We start from the raw sequence: 16,240 nt of genomic DNA, 5'->3' as shown, positions 1-16,240 counted from the left end.
CTTGCATGCTGCCGCTCACGCTATCTCGGACTAAAAAGATCCGCAATGTCTGAGATAGTATCGGGCTTATGAAGCTGCCTGTGAGTACGGAATGGCTGTTGCACTGCGCCGCATCGCTGGCGCAGCTCGAGGCAGGGGCCACCGCGTCGGCGGCACAGCTCGCCCAGTACTTCGACCTGCCGGTGGCCTATCTCGCCAAGCAGCTACAGGCGCTGGTCAAGGCCGGCGCGCTGGCTGCGACAACAGGCCCGCGCGGCGGGTTCCGGCTGGCCCGGCCCGCTTCCGAGATCACGCTCCTGCAGATCGTCGAGGCGGTCGACGGTGTGTCCTCGCCCTACGAGTGCCGTGAGATCCGCCAGCAGGGACGGGGAGCTCTGCCCGCCGAGGAGTGTCAGAACCCCTGCGTCCTCGCCGAGAAGATGGCCGAAGCCCACGAAGCCTGGCGGAACAGCCTCGCCGCGACCTCGCTCGCTGAGATCATCGCCGCACTGCCCCCATCGGCCCCACCCCGTACCCGCCTGCGCCTGACCGGAACGTCCTAGCGCATCCGTCGCTGCATACGACAGCCGGAGGCCTGGCCGCGGACGGTGGGATGGTCGAGCGGGATGCGGGTGATCCCCGCATCGGGAACTCGTTGTTTTCGCCGGGGCGAGCGCTCGTCCTCGCTCCTGGACCGGCTCGGTGGCCAATCGCGCTGTTAGGGTTACGTGTTGATCGAGAGGGGCGAAGACGGCGCATGGCATCGACCGAGTTTCGTATCGGCGGGGACTTAAGTGTACGGCGGCTCGGGTTCGGGGCCATGCAGTTGCCGACCGAGCCGGGCTCCGCCCGTGAGACCTCTCTCATGGTCGCCCGGCGGGCCGTCGACCTGGGCGTCACGCTGATCGACACCGCCCACCTGTACGGCGGAGGAGCCAACGAGGAACTCCTCGCCGAGGCCCTGCACCCCTACCCGGACGGCCTGCTCATCACGACCAAGGTCGGCGTCGCACGAACGGGCCCCGCGGGCGAGTGGAAGCTCGACGGACGGCCGTCCATCCTGCGCGACCAGGTAGACCAGGCCCTGCGCCGGCTCCGCGTCGAACGCATCGAGCTGCTCCAGCTGCACCGCATCGACCCGGAGACACCCCTCTCCGACCAACTCGGCACGCTGCGGGACCTCCAGACCGAAGGCAAGCTCGGCCGGATCGGACTGTCCGAGGTCACCGTCGCCGAACTCGACCAGGCACGGGAGCTCATCGACGTCGTGAGCGTGCAGAACCGCTACAACATCCTCGACCGCGAGCACGAGCCCGTGCTCGCGGCCTGCGAAGCGGCGGGGATCGCGTTTCTCCCGTGGCGGCCTGTCGCGGCAGGGGCGTCGGGGGCGAAGGCCGAGATCGCCGCCGTGGCGGCCGAACTCGGCGCCACCCCCACGCAGGTCGCGCTCGCCTGGCTCCTCGACCACTCGCCGGTCATTCTCCCGATCCCGGGCACCGCCCGGATGGATCACCTGGAGGAAAACCTCGCTGCGGCTCAGCTCCACCTGCTCCAGGACCACCGCGACCGCCTGGACCGGCTGTCCGAGCCGGCATAGGGCTCTGCCTCTTTGGTCGTGATCGGAGCCGGCTGAGGATCCGCACCCACGCTGTCCGGAGTACGGCGTGGCCGGCCACGTCCCGTACGCTGGACACGGATCTTGTCCAGGACCGGCTTGAATCGGGTGCAATCCGTCCGCTGTCCCGGCGTGACGATCAGCGACAGGGGCGGCACTTTCCCTCCGCCGCCTGCGAGGTCAGGTTCCCCTTCACCCCGGCCCGCCAGGTCGGCGTCACCGCCGCGGTGCGGCCGCCGGTCAGCACGTGCTCGCGCAGGCTGACCGGCTTGGTGCGATAGCGCGGCTTGGGCGGCGGCCCCAGGCCGCAGTAGGTGAGCGTCTCGGGTGTGGCATGCGCCCGATGTGCGGTGACCGCACCCTTGGCCTGCACCACATAGCCCACGCCGCGCTCGGCTGGCGCGCAGGTGGTCCTTGCTGATGAGGACTCTGGCTCACCGGAGGCGCTCCGTGACCGAATCCAACGGACCTGTTTCCGACCTGCACGGGCAGACCTGGCCTCACCTGAGGCACGGTCGCGTGGCATCAGAAGTCTTCGCAGGTCAGCGACACGCCGTTGGTTTGTTTCACGGCCATTGCTACGAGGATCCTCTATTCTCGGCTACAGCGAGATCATCATTCGTGCGGCACGTGACTTCGAGACGGTCTTCGGATATGGCACGCTCCGCAGTTGGGAGAAGTACCGCCGCGCGTGGCTGGAGAAAGGGCGGCCGGGACGCAGCGAGTCGCGCCCTCGTGGGTCTCGATCCTTGATCCCGTGACACCTGTCAACGGCACGCCCGCCCGGTTGTGACATCAGATCCGGGCGTGGCCGATCCGCAGCGACAAGCTTCGCAAGACGGCGCCCTGAGCTGCTGTGATCCTGGAGGTAAAAGAGAGGGACGCATGAGGAGCCTCATCTCGGCCGGGCTACGACACGCCAGAAGTTTCGGGCCGGCAGGGCCTCCGGTGGAGGGTTTGGCGTCCTTCTCCGTCGTGACCGTACTCCTGGCCTCCCTCCTGTCCTTGCTCCTGGCCGGGTGGTCCGGCGCGAGTGCCGCGCAACCGCAACCGGCGGTGGCTCTCGGCACGGCCGCGAGATTCGCCGTTCTGGCCGGCGACTCCGTTGTCAACACCGGTGACAGCACCGTCACCGGTGACCTCGGGGTGACCCCAGGCGTGACGGTGGCCGGTTTCCCGCCCGGGAACGTGATCGGGACGGTCCATGTGGACGACGCCGCCGCCGTCCAGGCCCAAAGTGACTTCGCCATCGCCTACGACGACGTCGCCTCCCGCACGCCCACCGACACCGTGCCCACCGATCTCGGCGCCACCACCCTGACGCCAGGGGTCTACACCTCGGTCTCGGGCACCTTCAGCAACACCGGGAACCTCACGCTGGACGCCCAGGGGGACCCGGACGCGATATTCATCTTCCAGACCGTCTCCACCCTCCTGACCGCAGCCGCCAGTACGGTGACCCTCACCGGCGGCGCCCAGGCGCGCAATGTCTTCTGGCAGGTCGGCACCTCGGCCACGCTGGGAGCCGACTCCACCCTCGCCGGGAACATCCTCGCGCTGGCCTCGATCACCGCCGGCGCCAACATAGTCATCAACGGCCGCGTCCTGGCCCGTGACGGCACCGTCACCCTGGACGCCGACACCATTACACGCCCCGCCGGCACCCTGTCCATCAGCGTGCCCCAGAACGCGGACCTAGGTTCCGCACGAGCGGGCAGCGCCGGAGTTTCGGCTCCGCTCGGTGAGGTCACCGTGACCGACACCCGCTACGGCCCCGACACCGCCTGGATCGCGACCGTCAGCTCGACGACCTTCACCACCGGCGGCGCCACCGCATCCGAGACCATCGCCAAAAGCTTCATCAGCTACTCACCCGGCGAGACCACGGACACGACCGGGGACGCGACGTTCGCCCCCGGCATCACCGGCTCCCTCAGCTCCGCGCGCACGGCTTTTTCCGTCTCCGACGGCACGGGCGAAAACTCCGCCACCTGGAACCCGACGATCACCGTGACCCTGCCCGCCAGCGTCGTCGTCGGCGAATATACCGCCACCATCACCCACTCGGTCGCCTAACCGACCGTTTCCAATGTGGGCGAGCGTTGGGGCTTCGGCAGTCGCATGGCCGTCGGGCGTTTGCGGTCAGGGCGCCGCATCCGTCGTATCGAGTAGTACGCACTGATCGAATTTCATGCAGCCGCGCTTCAGGCAGTCCGCAACTGCCTGCCGCAGGGCCTGAGTCTGCGCGATGTGTCGATCGAGTTCGGGCAGCTTGCGCGTAGCCGTGTCCCGCCACCGGCGGGTAGCGGACGGAGCGGTTTCATCGGCCGGCAGGTGCGCGATCCCTGTTCGGGGATCGGGCCCAGCCGAGGATCGATGTAAAGCTTTCTAGACATGAGGTCAAAGATTTGTTACTTTCGAAATGTCAAAGATTCTGTACATGAGGAGCCGGTCATGACACTCGAGGAGAAACGGGCCTGGATCCGGCTGGTGGTGGCCGTCGTCGCGTACGGCGGTTACGTGATCGTGGTGTCAGGCCGGGCCGGTGGGCAGCCGCTGGCCGAGGCGCCCTATGCCGCGGCGCTGCTGTGGAGCGTCGGGGCGGCCGTCGTCGCCGCGATCGTGGCCGAGGTGGCGATCGGTGTGGTGAATCCGAAGGCGTCCCTGGTCAAGGACGTGCGGGATCGGGAGATCGGGTGGCTGGGTGATCACGTCGGCCAGTCGTTCGTGGTGATCGGCGCGGTCGCGGCGATGCTCATGGCGATGGCCGGGTGGGAGCGGTTCTGGATCGCCAACGTGGTCTACCTGTGCTTCGCGCTGTCGTCGGTCCTGGGCAATGTCACCAAGGTCGTCGTGTACCGCAGGAGCCTCCCTCAATGGTGAAACCGACCCGTGTGACCAACCGCATCCGGGCACTGCGTTTCGCGCACGACGAGATGACCCAGGCCGAGCTGGCCGAGCGTATCGGCGTGACCCGGCAGACCGTCATCGCCATCGAGCAGGGCCGGTACTCACCGTCCCTGGAGATGGCCTTCCAGATCGCGCACGTGTTCAAGGTCCCGCTTGACGAGGTGTTCCAATACCCCGGCTCCCAGGAGGAGACGAAATGAAAGCGATCGCTCAGGACGTGTACGGTTCGGCGGATGTGCTCCGGTTATGCGAGGTGGACCAGCCGTCGGTCGGCGAGGACCAGGTGCTGGTCCAGGTGCGCGCCGCCGGGGTGGACCCGGGCGTGTGGGTCTGCATGACCGGCCGGCCGTACGGCGCGCGTGTCGCGTTCGGGCTGCGGCGGCCCAGGGTGGCGGTGCGAGGCAGGGCGCTGGCCGGGGTGGTGTCGGCGATCGGTTCCGGTGTGAGGCGGTTCCAGCCCGGTGACGAGGTGTACGGCACCGGCGCGGGCGGCACGTTCGCCGAGTACGCGACCGCCTCCTGCGAGAAGCTCGCGCCCAAGCCGCCCAGCCTGTCGTTCGAGCAGGCCGCCGCGGTGCCCATCTCCGGGGTGACCGCGCTGGAGTGCGTCCGCGACGGCGGCAGGGTGCGGGCGGGGCAGAGGGTGATGGTCGTCGGCGCGGGCGGCGGCATCGGGTCGTTCGCGGTGCAGATCGCCAAGGCGTTCGGCGCGAGGGTGACCGGTGTGTGCAGCACCGGCAAGGCGGAACTGGTGCGGTCGCTCGGCGCCGATGAGGTGATCGACTACACCCGTGAGGAGATCGACCGCGATGGGCCACGCCACGACGTGGTCATCGACATCGCGGGATGCCGTCCGCTGTCGCTGCTGCGGCGCGCCCTGACCCCGCGCGGGACGCTGGTGCTGGCCGGCGGCGGGCATGACGCCGGCGGACTGCTCGGTGGCTACACCCGTCAGTTGCGAGCACCCCTGGTGTCGATGTTCACCAGCCAGCGCCTGCGCGGCCTTGCCTCCAGGGAACGCGCCCAGGAACTGGAGGAACTGGGCCGGCTGATCGAATCCGGTGCGGTCACCCCGGTCGTCGACCGCACCTACCGCCTCGCCGACGCCCCCGACGCCATCCGCCACCTCGCCGAAGGCCACCCCACCGGGAAGATCGTCATTGCCATGGGATCAGGGGCCGGCCGTACGCCCGGTGACTGACGGTCCACCGTATCCGATCCCGCACGCCGCTCGATGTGGCCGGCGCCCCTGACGCCGGGCCGTCTCACTCGGTGATCGCGGTGCGGTGGTGCCGTTCGCGCCATCTCGCGTAGACGGGGCTGAGCCGGCAGTTCGCGGTGTACTGGTCGGTGACCCGCTGGGCGATGGCGTCGCCGAAGGGGGCGACGGGGCTCTTGTGGTGCCAGGTCAGGATGTGCCGGTACCAGAGAGGGTTGCCGGCGATGGGGCGGACGGCGATGCCGGGCATCTCGTCGAAGGTGGCCTGGCAGAGGCTGACCGCGCGCCCCGCGCGGACGATGTCGATGAGCAGGCGGCCTTCGGCTTCGTAGGGAGTCCTGGCCTGGACGCCTGTCAGGGCGAGGGCCGAGCTCCAGTACTCCCTGGTCCTGTCGTCGTTGGGCTCCGGTACGGCCCAGTCCTCTTCGGCCAGTCGGTGGAGGCTCACCTCGTCGAGGACGGCCAGCGGGTGGTCGGCGGGGAGCAGGGCGAAGACCGGTTCGGTGACGACGGGGTGGAGGACGACACCGGTCCGCGGGCCCAGTTCGTAGCCGGGGCTGTCGCCGACGACGGCGGCCTCCAGCCGGCCGGCGGCTACGTCGTCCACCAAGGTCAGCGGCGAGCGCCACGCGCGTGAGGTGATCTGGGCTCCGTGGACCAGCTCCTCCACGGCGGTGATGAGCCCGCCGAGCAGCGGCGCGTTGACCGAGCCGAGCCGGACGCGGCGAGTCCCTCGTTCGCCGCGGGCCGCCGTGGCGGTGGTGTTCAGTAACTCGTCGACGCTCGGCAGGAGGGCTCGGGCGCGGGTGAGCACCATTTCGCCGAATTCGGTGGGGGTCACACCCTCGTGGCGGCGGTCGAAAAGCCTGCCGCCGAGCATGATCTCGATGCGTCCGAGCTGGGCGCTGAGGCCAGGCTGGGTCAGCGCCAGTGCGGTGGCGGCACGCGTCAGGCTGCCATGGTCGGCGATTGCGCAGATCACCCGCAGGTGGCGGATCTCCAGCTCCATAACATCACATTATGGGCAAATAAGATCTTCCATCGATGAAGTCCCCTATTGAGACTATGTAATATGTCACACTATATCCTCCACCGTGGCGAGCGGTCCGCCCCTCGGTTCGGGCGCCTGCTGTTGCCGTTGGCCACGGCCGCGCTGGCGCTGCTCACCGCGCTCCCCGCCCAGGCGGACGGCTCCCAGCCCGACAGCGTCCAGGCGAACGCGGCGCAGCAAGCCGCCCGTAAGCCCGCGGCGCCGGCCGACTGCGCGCTGCCCGGCAGAACCGGGTGGACCGACGAGGGACACGACACCGACCCGGCCCAGTTCCTGCGTCCCGACGGTAAGATCCGCGCGGCCATGCTGTTCGTGGACTTCCCCGACGCGCCGGCCACCGAGTCCACCACCGAGGACGCCGCGCAGCTCACACCCGCCGCGGACTGGCTGCGCGAGGCCTCCTACGGTGACGCGCGACTCAGCATCACGCCGATCAATCGCTGGATGCGCATGCCGCAGAACGCGAACACCTACGGATTCGAGCGCGGCATCACCTTCGAGCAGCACGAGCTCTACGTCGGCCAGGCCGTCGCCGCCGCGGACCCGTACGTGGACTTCGGCGACTACGACATCGTCTACGTGGTCCCCACCAAGGCGGCCGGCGCGATCACGTTCTCGCCCACCTATCTCTTCGACCCCGGCACCACCGGAGTCGTCGCCGACGGTAAGCGCGTCAAGTGGGCCGTGACCTTCGGCCAGGACATGTGGCGGTGGGGCTTCAAGGTGCTCAGCCACGAGACGGGCCACATCTTCGGCCTGCCGGACCTGTACGCCTTCAGCGGTGAGACCCACGGCTACGTCGGAGGCTGGGACGTCATGGGCCTCATCAGCGGGGCCTCGCCCCGTTACTCGGGCTGGCATTCCTGGAAGCTCGGCTGGATCGACGACAAGGAGGTGGCCTGCCTGGACGCCGCGGGACAGAGCACCGTCAAGCTGAGCCCGATCGAGAGCAAGGGCGGCGGCACCAAGCTGGCCGTCGTACGGACCGGGCCCACCACGGCCTACGTCGCCGAGGCCCGGCGCGCCGAGGGTCTTGACTCGGCCGCCTGCTCCTCCGGCGTCCTCATCTACAAGGTCGACTCGGCCGCGCAGACCGGCGCCGGACCGATGCGCGTCATGGACTCCACGCCCGGCTCCACCCCCGGAAACGGGTGCCTGCCGCTCGACGACGGTGCCTACCAGCCCGGGCAGTCCTTCACCGATGCCGCGACCGGCGTCCGCATCGACGTGCTGAAGGCCAACGGCGGCCACACCACCGTACGCGTCAGCCGGACGTAACCCCGGTAGGAGATTGTGGCCTTCCTGTCGCCCCCGGCAGGAAGGCCATCCTGGGCGAGGGGCTGATCCCTCTGTGCAAGGTTCCGCAATTTCCGGAAAAAGGATCTTCGGACGAGAGTCTTCGGAACGGCATTCGGCTCGTCTGCTCTAGGTTCGGTGGTGCCCCCTCCACAAAAGGTGAGGTGGCCAAGATGGCGGAAGCTTCGGTGGGTGGGCAGAGCGGGGAGAACTCCGTCCAGCTCGGGGGCTACCGGCAGGAGCTGAAACGGACGCTGGGTTCCTTTCAGGTGTTCGCGATCTCGTTCGCGTTCATCTCGGTGGCGGTCGGCATCTTCGCGACATACGACGATGTGTTGCAGAACGCGGGGCCGATCGGGATCTGGCTCTGGGTCATCGCGGCGGTAGGACAGGCCCTGGTGGCGTTGATCGTCGCGCAGTTCGCGGCCCGTATCCCGCTCAGCGGCTCCTCCTACCAATGGGCCTCGCGGCTGGCCAACCCGAAGATCGGCTGGGGGTTCGGCTGGCTGACCTTCTGCTACCTGGCGATCGCCGTGGTGGCGGTCGACAACGCGCTTGCCAGCCAGGCGTTCATGCCGCTCATCGGCCTGGAGCCGGACGAGGGCACCGCGCGCCTGATCACGCTCGTGGTACTCCTCATCCAGGTGTTGATCGCGGTGGGCTCGACGCGCATCGTCAGTTTGATCAACGCGAGCGCGGTGGGGCTCGAACTGGTGCTCGTCGTGGTGGTGGCGATCATGCTTTTCGTCGCTGTGGCGATCACGGGCGACGGCGCGGTCGGCAACCTCACCTCGCGCGGTGTCGCCGAGAACGCCTCCGACTATTTCGCCATCGGAGGTGGGCTGATGCTCGCGATGCTCATAGGCCTCGCCACGCTCGTCGGCTTCGACGCCGCGTGCTCGCGGATCGTTTTCGCGATGTCGCGCGACTCGCGTTTCCCCGCCCACCGGCTGATGCGGCGGGTCGATCCGCGCACGCACACGCCGGTCCCGGCGACGATCCTGATCTTCGTCATAGGCGTCGTCCTGATGGTCGTGCTGCCGGGCGCCGCACTGCTGGAGCTGATCACGGCGGCGACGATTCTCCCAGCGATCATCTACGGCTTGACGGTCATCCTCTACCTGGGAGTGCGCAGACGGCTGGATCGCAGGAAGGGCGCGTTCGACCTCGGGCGCTTCGAGCTGCCGGTCGCGTTCGGCGCGCTGACGTGGTCGGTCGTCGCGTTGTTCATGCTGGCGGTGCCGGCGGGGGCGTTGGTCCCCGTCCTGATCGTGGTCGGCCTGCTTCTGGCGGGCGGGCTGTTCTTCCTCGGCCTGCTGGTGTTCAACCGCGAGGCCCTGGAGACCGAGCCTGGAGAAGTGAGCGTCTTCAGGCATTGACCGACATCGACCGGCAATGAGCGCCGGCGTCGACGAGCCGGCGCTCATCATCGCCCGGGACCATGGCCGCCGCGCGATGACCGCCGTCTGACCGTACGACCGGGGCTTGGGCGGTTTCGCAAGGGGGCGGTCGCGCCGCCCGGTGCCACGGAGTTGTCGTCGGAGCAGCAAGGACGCCCCGGAGCGATCACTTCTTTTCCGGCGGTCCGGCCGCCTATCTGCTCGGGATGACGACGGCGTCGGGATTGCCGGGAGCGTAGACGGTGATGCCCTGGGGGAGGGACTTGAGCTTGTCGATCTCGGCGCAGGCGGGGCACTTGTCATAGCCGTTCTGCCTGGCCCGGTTGGCCTCCGCCTCGGCCTTGGCCTGGTCGACCTTCGCCCGGGCCTCGGCGACGCCCGCGGCCGCCGCGAGGGAGGTGTCCACCGACCGCTGGACCTCCTGGGGCAGGGTCACCCGGACCAGGTTGAAGCGCAGGCCGGTGAGGAAGGCGCCGCCGAGCATCTGCGGGAGATCGCGTTCCAGGGTGGCGTTGACCCCCGCCTGCACCTTGGCGACGTTGGCGTTGCTGCTCCTCGGCTGCAGTTCCGCTTTTGGGAGTGGCATCGCGGCGCCGCCGGAGTCACGCTGATGCGGACCGTGCCGGACGTCGTCACAAAATCGCCGATCCCGGAGCCTGACCGGCCGAAACGGGCGCCCTCGCAGCAAGGGCGCTTCGCTTCGGTCTTCCGCACAGGTCTCTTGACGACCGGATCCGTGCTCTACGCCGGCCTTTTGACGGCCGAACCCGCCGCGGCCCGCTCCCGGGTGACGTGGCGCCGCCGGGTCGGCAGTCCGAGCGTCGGGTTGGCGACGCCCCAGGCGGCGCCCTTGCAGATCAGTTCCTTGTAGACGGCGGCGAGCCGTCCGGTCAGCACCGCCCCCACGGCGCGGTCGTCGGCGGTGACGTACTGGATCAAGCCCTGCTTACGGCCCAGCGAGACGCACTGGTTGAAGTAGCGGATCGGCGCGTTCGGGAGCTTCCCGCCGGTCAGGCGCGCCGCGATCGCGTCGGCGGCCTGCCACGCGGCCGGAGTTCCCGAGGCGCACGACATCCGCAGCGGCTTGTCCCCGGGGCCCATCGCCATGGCCGCGTCGCCGACGGCGTACACGTCCGGGTGCGAGACCGAGCGCATGGTCCCGTCGACCACGATCTGGCCGGTGCCGGTGACCTCCAGGGCGGTCGCCTTCGCGATCGGGTGGACCGCGAAACCGGTGGTCCACACGGTGACCACGGCCGGGATGACCTTGCCGTCGGCGGTGGCGACGCGGTCGGCTTCGACACCGGTGACGGCGGCGTGCTCGTGCACGGTGATCCCGAGCTTGCCGAGGGTGTTCCGCAGGTGCTCGCGGCCCTTGGGCGAGAGCCAGTCGCCGAGGCCGCCACGGACGGCGAGGGCGACGTCGAGGTCCGGGCGGGCCTCGGCGATCTCGGTCGCGGCCTCCAGGCCGGTGAGGCCGCCGCCGACGACGACCACGGTCTGTCCGGCGTCGAGGCGGGCCAGGCGCTCGCGCAGCCGGAGTGCTCCGGGGCGCCCGGCGATCTCATAGGCGTGCTCGGCGGTCCCGGGGACGCCCTGGGTGTTCCAGCCGCTGCCGAGGGCGTAGACGAGCGTGTCGTAGGCGAGTTCTTCGGCGCCGTCCGCGTCGATGACGGCGACGGTCTTGTGGTCGGCGTCGATGCCGGTGACCTTCGCGATCCTCAGTTCGACGCCGGTGCCCGCGAACATCTCGCTGAGCGGCCGGGGCCTGAGGTCCTGGCCGGTCGCCAGCTGGTGCAGGCGGACGCGTTCGACGAAGTCGGGCTCGGCGTTGACGAGGGTGATGGCGACGTCCTCGCGGCGGAGCCGCTTGGCGAGGCGGCCGGCGACGATGGCTCCGGTGTATCCGGCTCCGAGGACGAGGATGCGGTGCTGCATTTCCTTGCTCCTGTCTTGCGCGGGTTCGCCCCTTGAACCGGGCAGCCCGCCGTTTCCTGACAGGAACGCGATGTGAAGCACCTCACATAACGCTCAGAAGGCGTGGAACAAGGGCTTCCCGTGGTCGGCGGCCGCCCAGTGCGCGGTCGCGCGTTCGAGCTTGTCGGGGTTGACCTGGTTGTGGACCGCGGAGATGCCCTCGGCGGTGACCTCCAGGCACATGACACCGACGACCCGGCCGTCCACGACGGCCACGGCTGCGGGGTCGCCGTTGGCGGTCCAGACGTAGACCTCGGGCGCGCCGCCGGCCAGGGCGCGCTTGGCCTCGCCGGGTTTGAACAGGCCCCTCAGGAACTTCGCGACCGCGACGGCGCCCTCGACCGCCTTGGCGCGGGCCGGGATCTTCCCGCCGCCGTCACCGATCGAGATGGCGTCCTCGGTGAGCAGGCGCACGAGCGGCTCGGTCCGGCCGCTGGTGGCGGCCGTCAGGAACTCCTCGACGATCCGCCGGGCGGCGGCCTCGTCGACCTCGGTGCGGGCTTTGCCGTCCGCGACGTGCTTCTTGGCACGGTGGAGGATCTGCTGGCTGGCGGCCTCGGTGATGTCGAGGATCTCGGCGATCTCCCGGTGCGGGTAGTCGAAGGCCTCTCGCAGCACGTACACCGCCCGTTCGTTGGGGGAGAGGCGCTCCATGAGGGTGAGGACCGCGTACGAGACCGATTCGCGCTGCTCGGCGGTGTCGGCCGGGCCGAGCATCGGGTCCCCGGCGAGCAGCGGCTCGGGAAGCCATTGGCCCACGTACGTCTCGCGGCGCGCCCGCGCGGAGGCGAGCTGGTTGAGGCACAGGTTGGTGAGGACCTTCGTCAGCCAGGCCTCGGGGACCTCGACGCGGTCGACGTCGGCGGCCTGCCAGCGCAGGAACGTCTCCTGCACGGCGTCCTCGGCCTCCCCGGCGGAGCCGAGGAAGCGGTAGGCGATGGCATTCAGGCGCGGCCTGGATGCCTCGAACCGGTCGACGTCGTCCGCGGTCAAGGGCATGACCCGATCCTATGGGGGCAGAGTTACCGAAACCTCCTCCAGGAGGCTCGCTCGCTACCCCACGATCGAGGGGCCACCACGCCTGCGTCGCTTGAGGTCGCCGAGGTCATCCTCCTGCTCGCCACCGGCGTCCTGCGGATGGCGTGAACCGGCCGAGAAGGGCCGCCTTCCGCGTCGGCGGACGGCCCCTCCTCCGGGATCGAACCGCTCCGGCTTCGAGGGAGACGAGCGTTCAAGGGATCGTTCAGGCCGGAGGCGAACGGATAGCATGCACGGATGTCCCCGGTGCGTCTGCGTCGTTCGGTCCGCGCGGTCGTCCTCGACGAGGACGACCGCATCCTGCTGTGCCGGTTCGTCTTTTCCAAGCCGGCCGGGACGATCGTTGTGTGGGCGGCGCCAGGGGGAGGCGTCGATCCCGGCGAGGCCACCCTTGTCGCCCTGCGCCGGGAACTGCACGAGGAGACAGGACTCACCGTTGACGCCGATCCACCGCATGTCTGGCACCAGGAGGTCATCGACCCCGGACACGCGGTCGGCTATGACGGAGTGATCAACGACTACTTCCTTGTCCGCACCGCGTCGTTCAACCCCCGTGGCGCGATGTCCGATGACGAACTCGCCGCCGAGAACATCGTCGGCTTCCGCTGGTGGCGGCTGTCGGACATCGCGGACTACCGCGGTCCCGACGTGTTCTCACCGCGCGATCTGGCCACGCCGCTGGCGGCGCTGATCGCCGACGGGGTTCCGGCCAGACCTGTGCCGTTCGGCCTGTGATTCTGGCGCGCGACCTCGGACGACACCGCGGTCGCATCGGCCGGGACGCGGCCGTCCACGGGGTCTCTCCGGACGCACCGCACCGGCGGGCGCTGTCCGGTGCCCGCGTACCGATGTGACCACAAGGAGGTTCGCCATGACGATTCCGGTGACGGGGGCGACCGGCAATGTCGGCCGTAACGTGGTGGACCGGTTGGTACGGACCGGCGCGACGGTGCGGGCGCTGACCCGTGACCCGGCCGCCGCGCGTCTGCCCACCGGAGTGGAGGTGGCGCGCGGTGACCTCGCCGACCCGGCGACACTGGGGGACGCCCTTCGAGGTGTCGAACGGATGTTTCCTTTCCCGGTGCCGGAAACGGCGCGGCATGTGGCCCGCCAGGCCCGCGAGGCCGGCGTGAGTCACGTGGTGGTGCTGTCGTCGGCCGCGGTGACCGCCGGCTACGACACCAGCTTCCACCTGCCGGTGGAACAAGCCGTTGAACAGGCCGGCCTGTCCTGGACCCACGTGCGCCCCGGAGAGTTCGCTTTGAACAAGCTGTTCCTGTGGGGCCCGTCCATCCGTTTCGAGGGCGTGGTGCGCGACCCGTTCCCCGATGCCGTCGAGATTCCCACGCATGAGGCCGACATCGCCGATGTCGCGGCCGTGGCGCTGCTCGACGACGGTCATGCCGGCAAGGCGTACATCTTCGCAGGCCCTGGCCCGGTGACACATCGCGAGCAGGTGGAGGCGATTGACCGGCTCCGGAAATGCTCGAACCACCTCCCACCGGTAGACGGGTTGATCACCACAATCCCGCCCGTCACAACCGGGGGCTCCGGGTGCCGTTCGATCACGACCGCGTGGCGTGCCGGCTCGCCCAAGGGCGAAAAGGGATCGGCTATGGTTCGCAAGAATCAATCGCCGCATCGATGGCCGCCCGTGCTGCTTCGTGGTTCTCCACCAGCGCGATGCTGTGATCTTCTCCCGGAATTCTGATCAGGTGACGGCGGTGCTCTCGGCCTAGCCTGTGGAAAAGTTCGGCGGCGTTCGCCGCGATATCCGGCCGTCCCTCCTCTGCGACTATCCAGAGCTTCGGCCCGTACGACTTTACGGACAGAGGCAGAACGGTGCCGGACGGCTCTTCTATCGACGTCGCCGGAGAAACGGCGATCACGGCGCAGGCGGACGGTTCCGACCCGGGCGCCTGGGTGCCGTCGCCGTCTGGATATCCGCCGTTTCCTTGACCGGCGGCCAACGCGATGGGCGCCCCGTACGAGGAACCCATTACGGCTATCTCCTGTGCTCCCGTTTGTTTCATCCAGCGTGCTGCTTCGACGGTGTCGTCCACATACTTCCGGGCTTCCGGTTCTCCCTCGCTGGACGCCACCCCGCGCCGGTCAAAAACGAGAACCCTGACCTTTAGAGAAGATGCGATTCGTCTCGCCTCTCCCAGCCAGTCGCAGAGCGACTGGTCGAATCCATGGACGACTATCACGCCGACCCGGGAGTCAGGAGAACCGATCACTGCCGCACCCAGGCGAACCCCGTCCTGGGCGCGGAGAGTCACACGCGTGGCGTTGGCGGGCGCATTTTCGCATTGGTCCTGTAGTGATGCGGTGGGTGCCCACCGCTGGGGCTCCCCGGGTGAACACGCGCCGAGGAGCCCCAAGGACAAGAGAGCGGGTATCGCCTTCATGCCGTAGCCTCTCGGGGCTTGGCTGCTTTCAAGGCCGTTTCCTGCCACCTGTGGTTCTTGCCTGAAGCGCACTGATTCTCCTGATCGAGATTGCGAGAGATTGCGAGCCGGTGACGTGCGGCTTTTCCGTCGCGGGGAACGATGTGCGCTCCGCGATCCGCCCTTCCATCGCGCCGCACCATCCTCCCGCACGACCAAGGTGTTGCGACGACCGGTTGAATCCGCCCGGCGACACGGGGCCGTTCTCCAGATGGCGTCGACAGGAGGATCGGATGTCCGCCAAAACGGAACAGGCTCGGTTCTGGATCGACAATGCGTCATGCGCGTACGGTACGGAAATGGGATCATCAATCGCTCGTTACCAGAACATCCTGATGGACAGCACCCGCTGGGACGACATCGCGTTTCGGGACGGGGACATCGTGATCTCGGCCCCCTCGAAGTGCGGTACGACCTGGACCCAGATGATCTGTGCGCTGCTGATCTTCCAATCGACCGAGTTCCCCCGGCCGCTTGACGCGATATCGGTGTGGCCCGACTATCTTCTTCACCTGCGCGAGGAGATAGTGACCGAACTGACCGCGCAGCGGCACCGCCGATTCATGAAGACTCACGTTCCGCTCGACGGACTTCCGTACGACGAACGGGTCACCTACATCTGCGTGGGGCGCGACCCGCGAGACGTGGCGATCTCCTGGGACAACCACATGGCCAACACGAACTTCCCGGCCGTGATGGCGCTCCGCGCGGCGGTCGTCGAGGCGGAGAAGGCCGATGCTCCGCCGCCCGACCCGCTGCCTGAGCAGCCTGAGTCGGCCCAGGGCCGGTTCTGGCTGTGGGTCGACACCTCCGAGGGCATAGTCGGCCTCCGGCCGATGCTGCACCACCTCTCCACCTTCTGGCGGATGCGCGACCGGCCCAACGTCGTACTCCTGCACTACCAGGAGATGCAGGACGACCTTGAAGGCGTGATGCGCCGGCTCGCCGCCCGGCTCGGCATCGAGGTTCCCGAGGAGAAGTGGCCGGAGCTGGTCAGGGCGGCGGGCTTCGGCGAGATGAGGAATCGGGCGGACGAACTGGCGCCCGAGGCGAGGGTGTGGATCGACCGCAAACAGTTCTTCCGCCGGGGCGCGAGCGGGCAGTGGCGCGAGTTGCTCGACGCGGACGACCTTCGGCACTACCGGGACCGGGTCCGGGAACTGGCCGGCCCGCGAGTGGCCGACCCGGAACTGGTCAACTGGGTGCACCGAGAAAAGATCTTTCCGTAGCCGCGCCGGTCACTTCTCCGTAAGACCTCCACGGCCGCCCGACCTGAAATACCACGGGAAAGGTTCGCCGGCCGGG

Annotated in this window: 17 protein-coding genes; 11 read left to right on the top strand and 6 right to left on the bottom strand. The window is 68.7% G+C overall.

Features of this window, described 5'->3' with window-relative positions; translation table 11 throughout:
• Nucleotides 1-68 precede the first annotated feature (68 nt).
• Nucleotides 69-542 (top strand): RrF2 family transcriptional regulator, encoded by a 474-nt coding sequence (locus J2853_RS15100; RefSeq protein WP_307558370.1) that lies wholly within the window; start codon nucleotides 69-71, stop codon nucleotides 540-542.
• Nucleotides 543-736: 194 nt separating this feature from the next.
• Nucleotides 737-1,576 (top strand): aldo/keto reductase, encoded by an 840-nt coding sequence (locus J2853_RS15095; RefSeq protein ID WP_307558368.1) that lies wholly within the window; start codon nucleotides 737-739, stop codon nucleotides 1,574-1,576.
• Nucleotides 1,577-1,733: 157 nt separating this feature from the next.
• Here J2853_RS15095 and J2853_RS15090 read toward each other — a convergent pair whose 3' ends face one another.
• Complete coding sequence (locus tag J2853_RS15090; RefSeq protein ID WP_307558366.1) at nucleotides 1,734-1,979, bottom strand: hypothetical protein; 246 nt, start codon at nucleotides 1,977-1,979, stop codon at nucleotides 1,734-1,736.
• A 590-nt stretch (nucleotides 1,980-2,569) separates the two neighbouring features.
• On the opposite strand from J2853_RS15090, the gene J2853_RS15085 reads away from it, so the two are divergent.
• From J2853_RS15085 to J2853_RS15070, 4 genes are all read left to right on the top strand, one after another.
• On the top strand, nucleotides 2,570-3,670 hold the full coding sequence (locus J2853_RS15085; RefSeq protein ID WP_307558364.1) for an ice-binding family protein: 1,101 nt from the start codon (nucleotides 2,570-2,572) through the stop codon (nucleotides 3,668-3,670).
• Nucleotides 3,671-4,048: 378 nt separating this feature from the next.
• Nucleotides 4,049-4,477, top strand: a complete 429-nt coding sequence (locus J2853_RS15080) for a hypothetical protein (RefSeq protein ID WP_307558362.1) — start codon at nucleotides 4,049-4,051, stop codon at nucleotides 4,475-4,477.
• 11 nt (nucleotides 4,478-4,488) lie between these two features.
• Nucleotides 4,489-4,704: a helix-turn-helix transcriptional regulator gene (locus tag J2853_RS15075; protein WP_370879268.1), complete on the top strand. Its 216-nt coding sequence runs from the start codon at nucleotides 4,489-4,491 to the stop codon at nucleotides 4,702-4,704.
• Nucleotides 4,701-5,705, top strand: coding sequence for an NAD(P)-dependent alcohol dehydrogenase (locus J2853_RS15070; protein WP_307558358.1), 1,005 nt, complete (start codon nucleotides 4,701-4,703; stop codon nucleotides 5,703-5,705). Before J2853_RS15075 ends, J2853_RS15070 begins: the two co-directional genes overlap by 4 nt.
• A 64-nt stretch (nucleotides 5,706-5,769) precedes the next feature.
• Here J2853_RS15070 and J2853_RS15065 read toward each other — a convergent pair whose 3' ends face one another.
• Entirely contained in the window at nucleotides 5,770-6,732 is a 963-nt protein-coding gene (locus tag J2853_RS15065) for a LysR family transcriptional regulator (RefSeq protein ID WP_307558356.1), read from the bottom strand.
• 63 nt (nucleotides 6,733-6,795) lie between these two features.
• Here J2853_RS15065 and J2853_RS15060 point away from each other — a divergent pair, with 63 nt between their 5' ends.
• Both J2853_RS15060 and J2853_RS15055 read left to right on the top strand, forming a co-directional pair.
• Nucleotides 6,796-8,052, top strand: coding sequence for a M6 family metalloprotease domain-containing protein (locus J2853_RS15060; RefSeq protein ID WP_307558355.1), 1,257 nt, complete (start codon nucleotides 6,796-6,798; stop codon nucleotides 8,050-8,052).
• A 191-nt stretch (nucleotides 8,053-8,243) separates the two neighbouring features.
• Nucleotides 8,244-9,449: an APC family permease gene (locus J2853_RS15055; RefSeq protein ID WP_307558353.1), complete on the top strand. Its 1,206-nt coding sequence runs from the start codon at nucleotides 8,244-8,246 to the stop codon at nucleotides 9,447-9,449.
• Nucleotides 9,450-9,663: 214 nt separating this feature from the next.
• On the opposite strand, the gene J2853_RS15050 is transcribed toward J2853_RS15055, so the two are convergent.
• The 3 genes from J2853_RS15050 to J2853_RS15040 form a co-directional block, all read right to left on the bottom strand.
• On the bottom strand, nucleotides 9,664-10,056 hold the full coding sequence (locus tag J2853_RS15050; protein ID WP_307558351.1) for a hypothetical protein: 393 nt from the start codon (nucleotides 10,054-10,056) through the stop codon (nucleotides 9,664-9,666).
• 155 nt (nucleotides 10,057-10,211) lie between these two features.
• The gene (locus J2853_RS15045) at nucleotides 10,212-11,408 is read right to left on the bottom strand and encodes an NAD(P)/FAD-dependent oxidoreductase (protein ID WP_307558349.1); all 1,197 of its coding nucleotides are present in this window, start codon (nucleotides 11,406-11,408) and stop codon (nucleotides 10,212-10,214) included.
• Between the two features lie 93 nt (nucleotides 11,409-11,501).
• Nucleotides 11,502-12,446, bottom strand: coding sequence for an RNA polymerase sigma-70 factor (locus tag J2853_RS15040; protein WP_307558347.1), 945 nt, complete (start codon nucleotides 12,444-12,446; stop codon nucleotides 11,502-11,504).
• Between the two features lie 276 nt (nucleotides 12,447-12,722).
• Between J2853_RS15040 and J2853_RS15035 the strand changes: the two genes are divergently transcribed.
• Entirely contained in the window at nucleotides 12,723-13,220 is a 498-nt protein-coding gene (locus J2853_RS15035) for an NUDIX hydrolase (protein WP_307558345.1), read from the top strand.
• A gap of 136 nt (nucleotides 13,221-13,356) precedes the next feature.
• Complete coding sequence (locus tag J2853_RS15030; protein ID WP_307558343.1) at nucleotides 13,357-14,196, top strand: SDR family oxidoreductase; 840 nt, start codon at nucleotides 13,357-13,359, stop codon at nucleotides 14,194-14,196.
• Here the strand turns inward: J2853_RS15030 and J2853_RS47900 are convergent.
• The gene (locus J2853_RS47900) at nucleotides 14,099-14,896 is read right to left on the bottom strand and encodes an alpha/beta hydrolase family protein (protein ID WP_370879529.1); all 798 of its coding nucleotides are present in this window, start codon (nucleotides 14,894-14,896) and stop codon (nucleotides 14,099-14,101) included. The genes J2853_RS15030 and J2853_RS47900 overlap by 98 nt on opposite strands.
• Before the next feature lie 338 nt (nucleotides 14,897-15,234).
• On the opposite strand from J2853_RS47900, the gene J2853_RS15025 reads away from it, so the two are divergent.
• Nucleotides 15,235-16,164: a sulfotransferase domain-containing protein gene (locus tag J2853_RS15025; RefSeq protein ID WP_307558341.1), complete on the top strand. Its 930-nt coding sequence runs from the start codon at nucleotides 15,235-15,237 to the stop codon at nucleotides 16,162-16,164.
• Nucleotides 16,165-16,240 lie beyond the last annotated feature (76 nt).

Source organism: Streptosporangium lutulentum (assembly GCF_030811455.1).
Lineage (GTDB): Bacteria > Actinomycetota > Actinomycetes > Streptosporangiales > Streptosporangiaceae > Streptosporangium > Streptosporangium lutulentum.
Note: the sequence above shows the minus strand (reverse complement) of the source record. Positions and strands in the feature narration are given on the sequence as shown.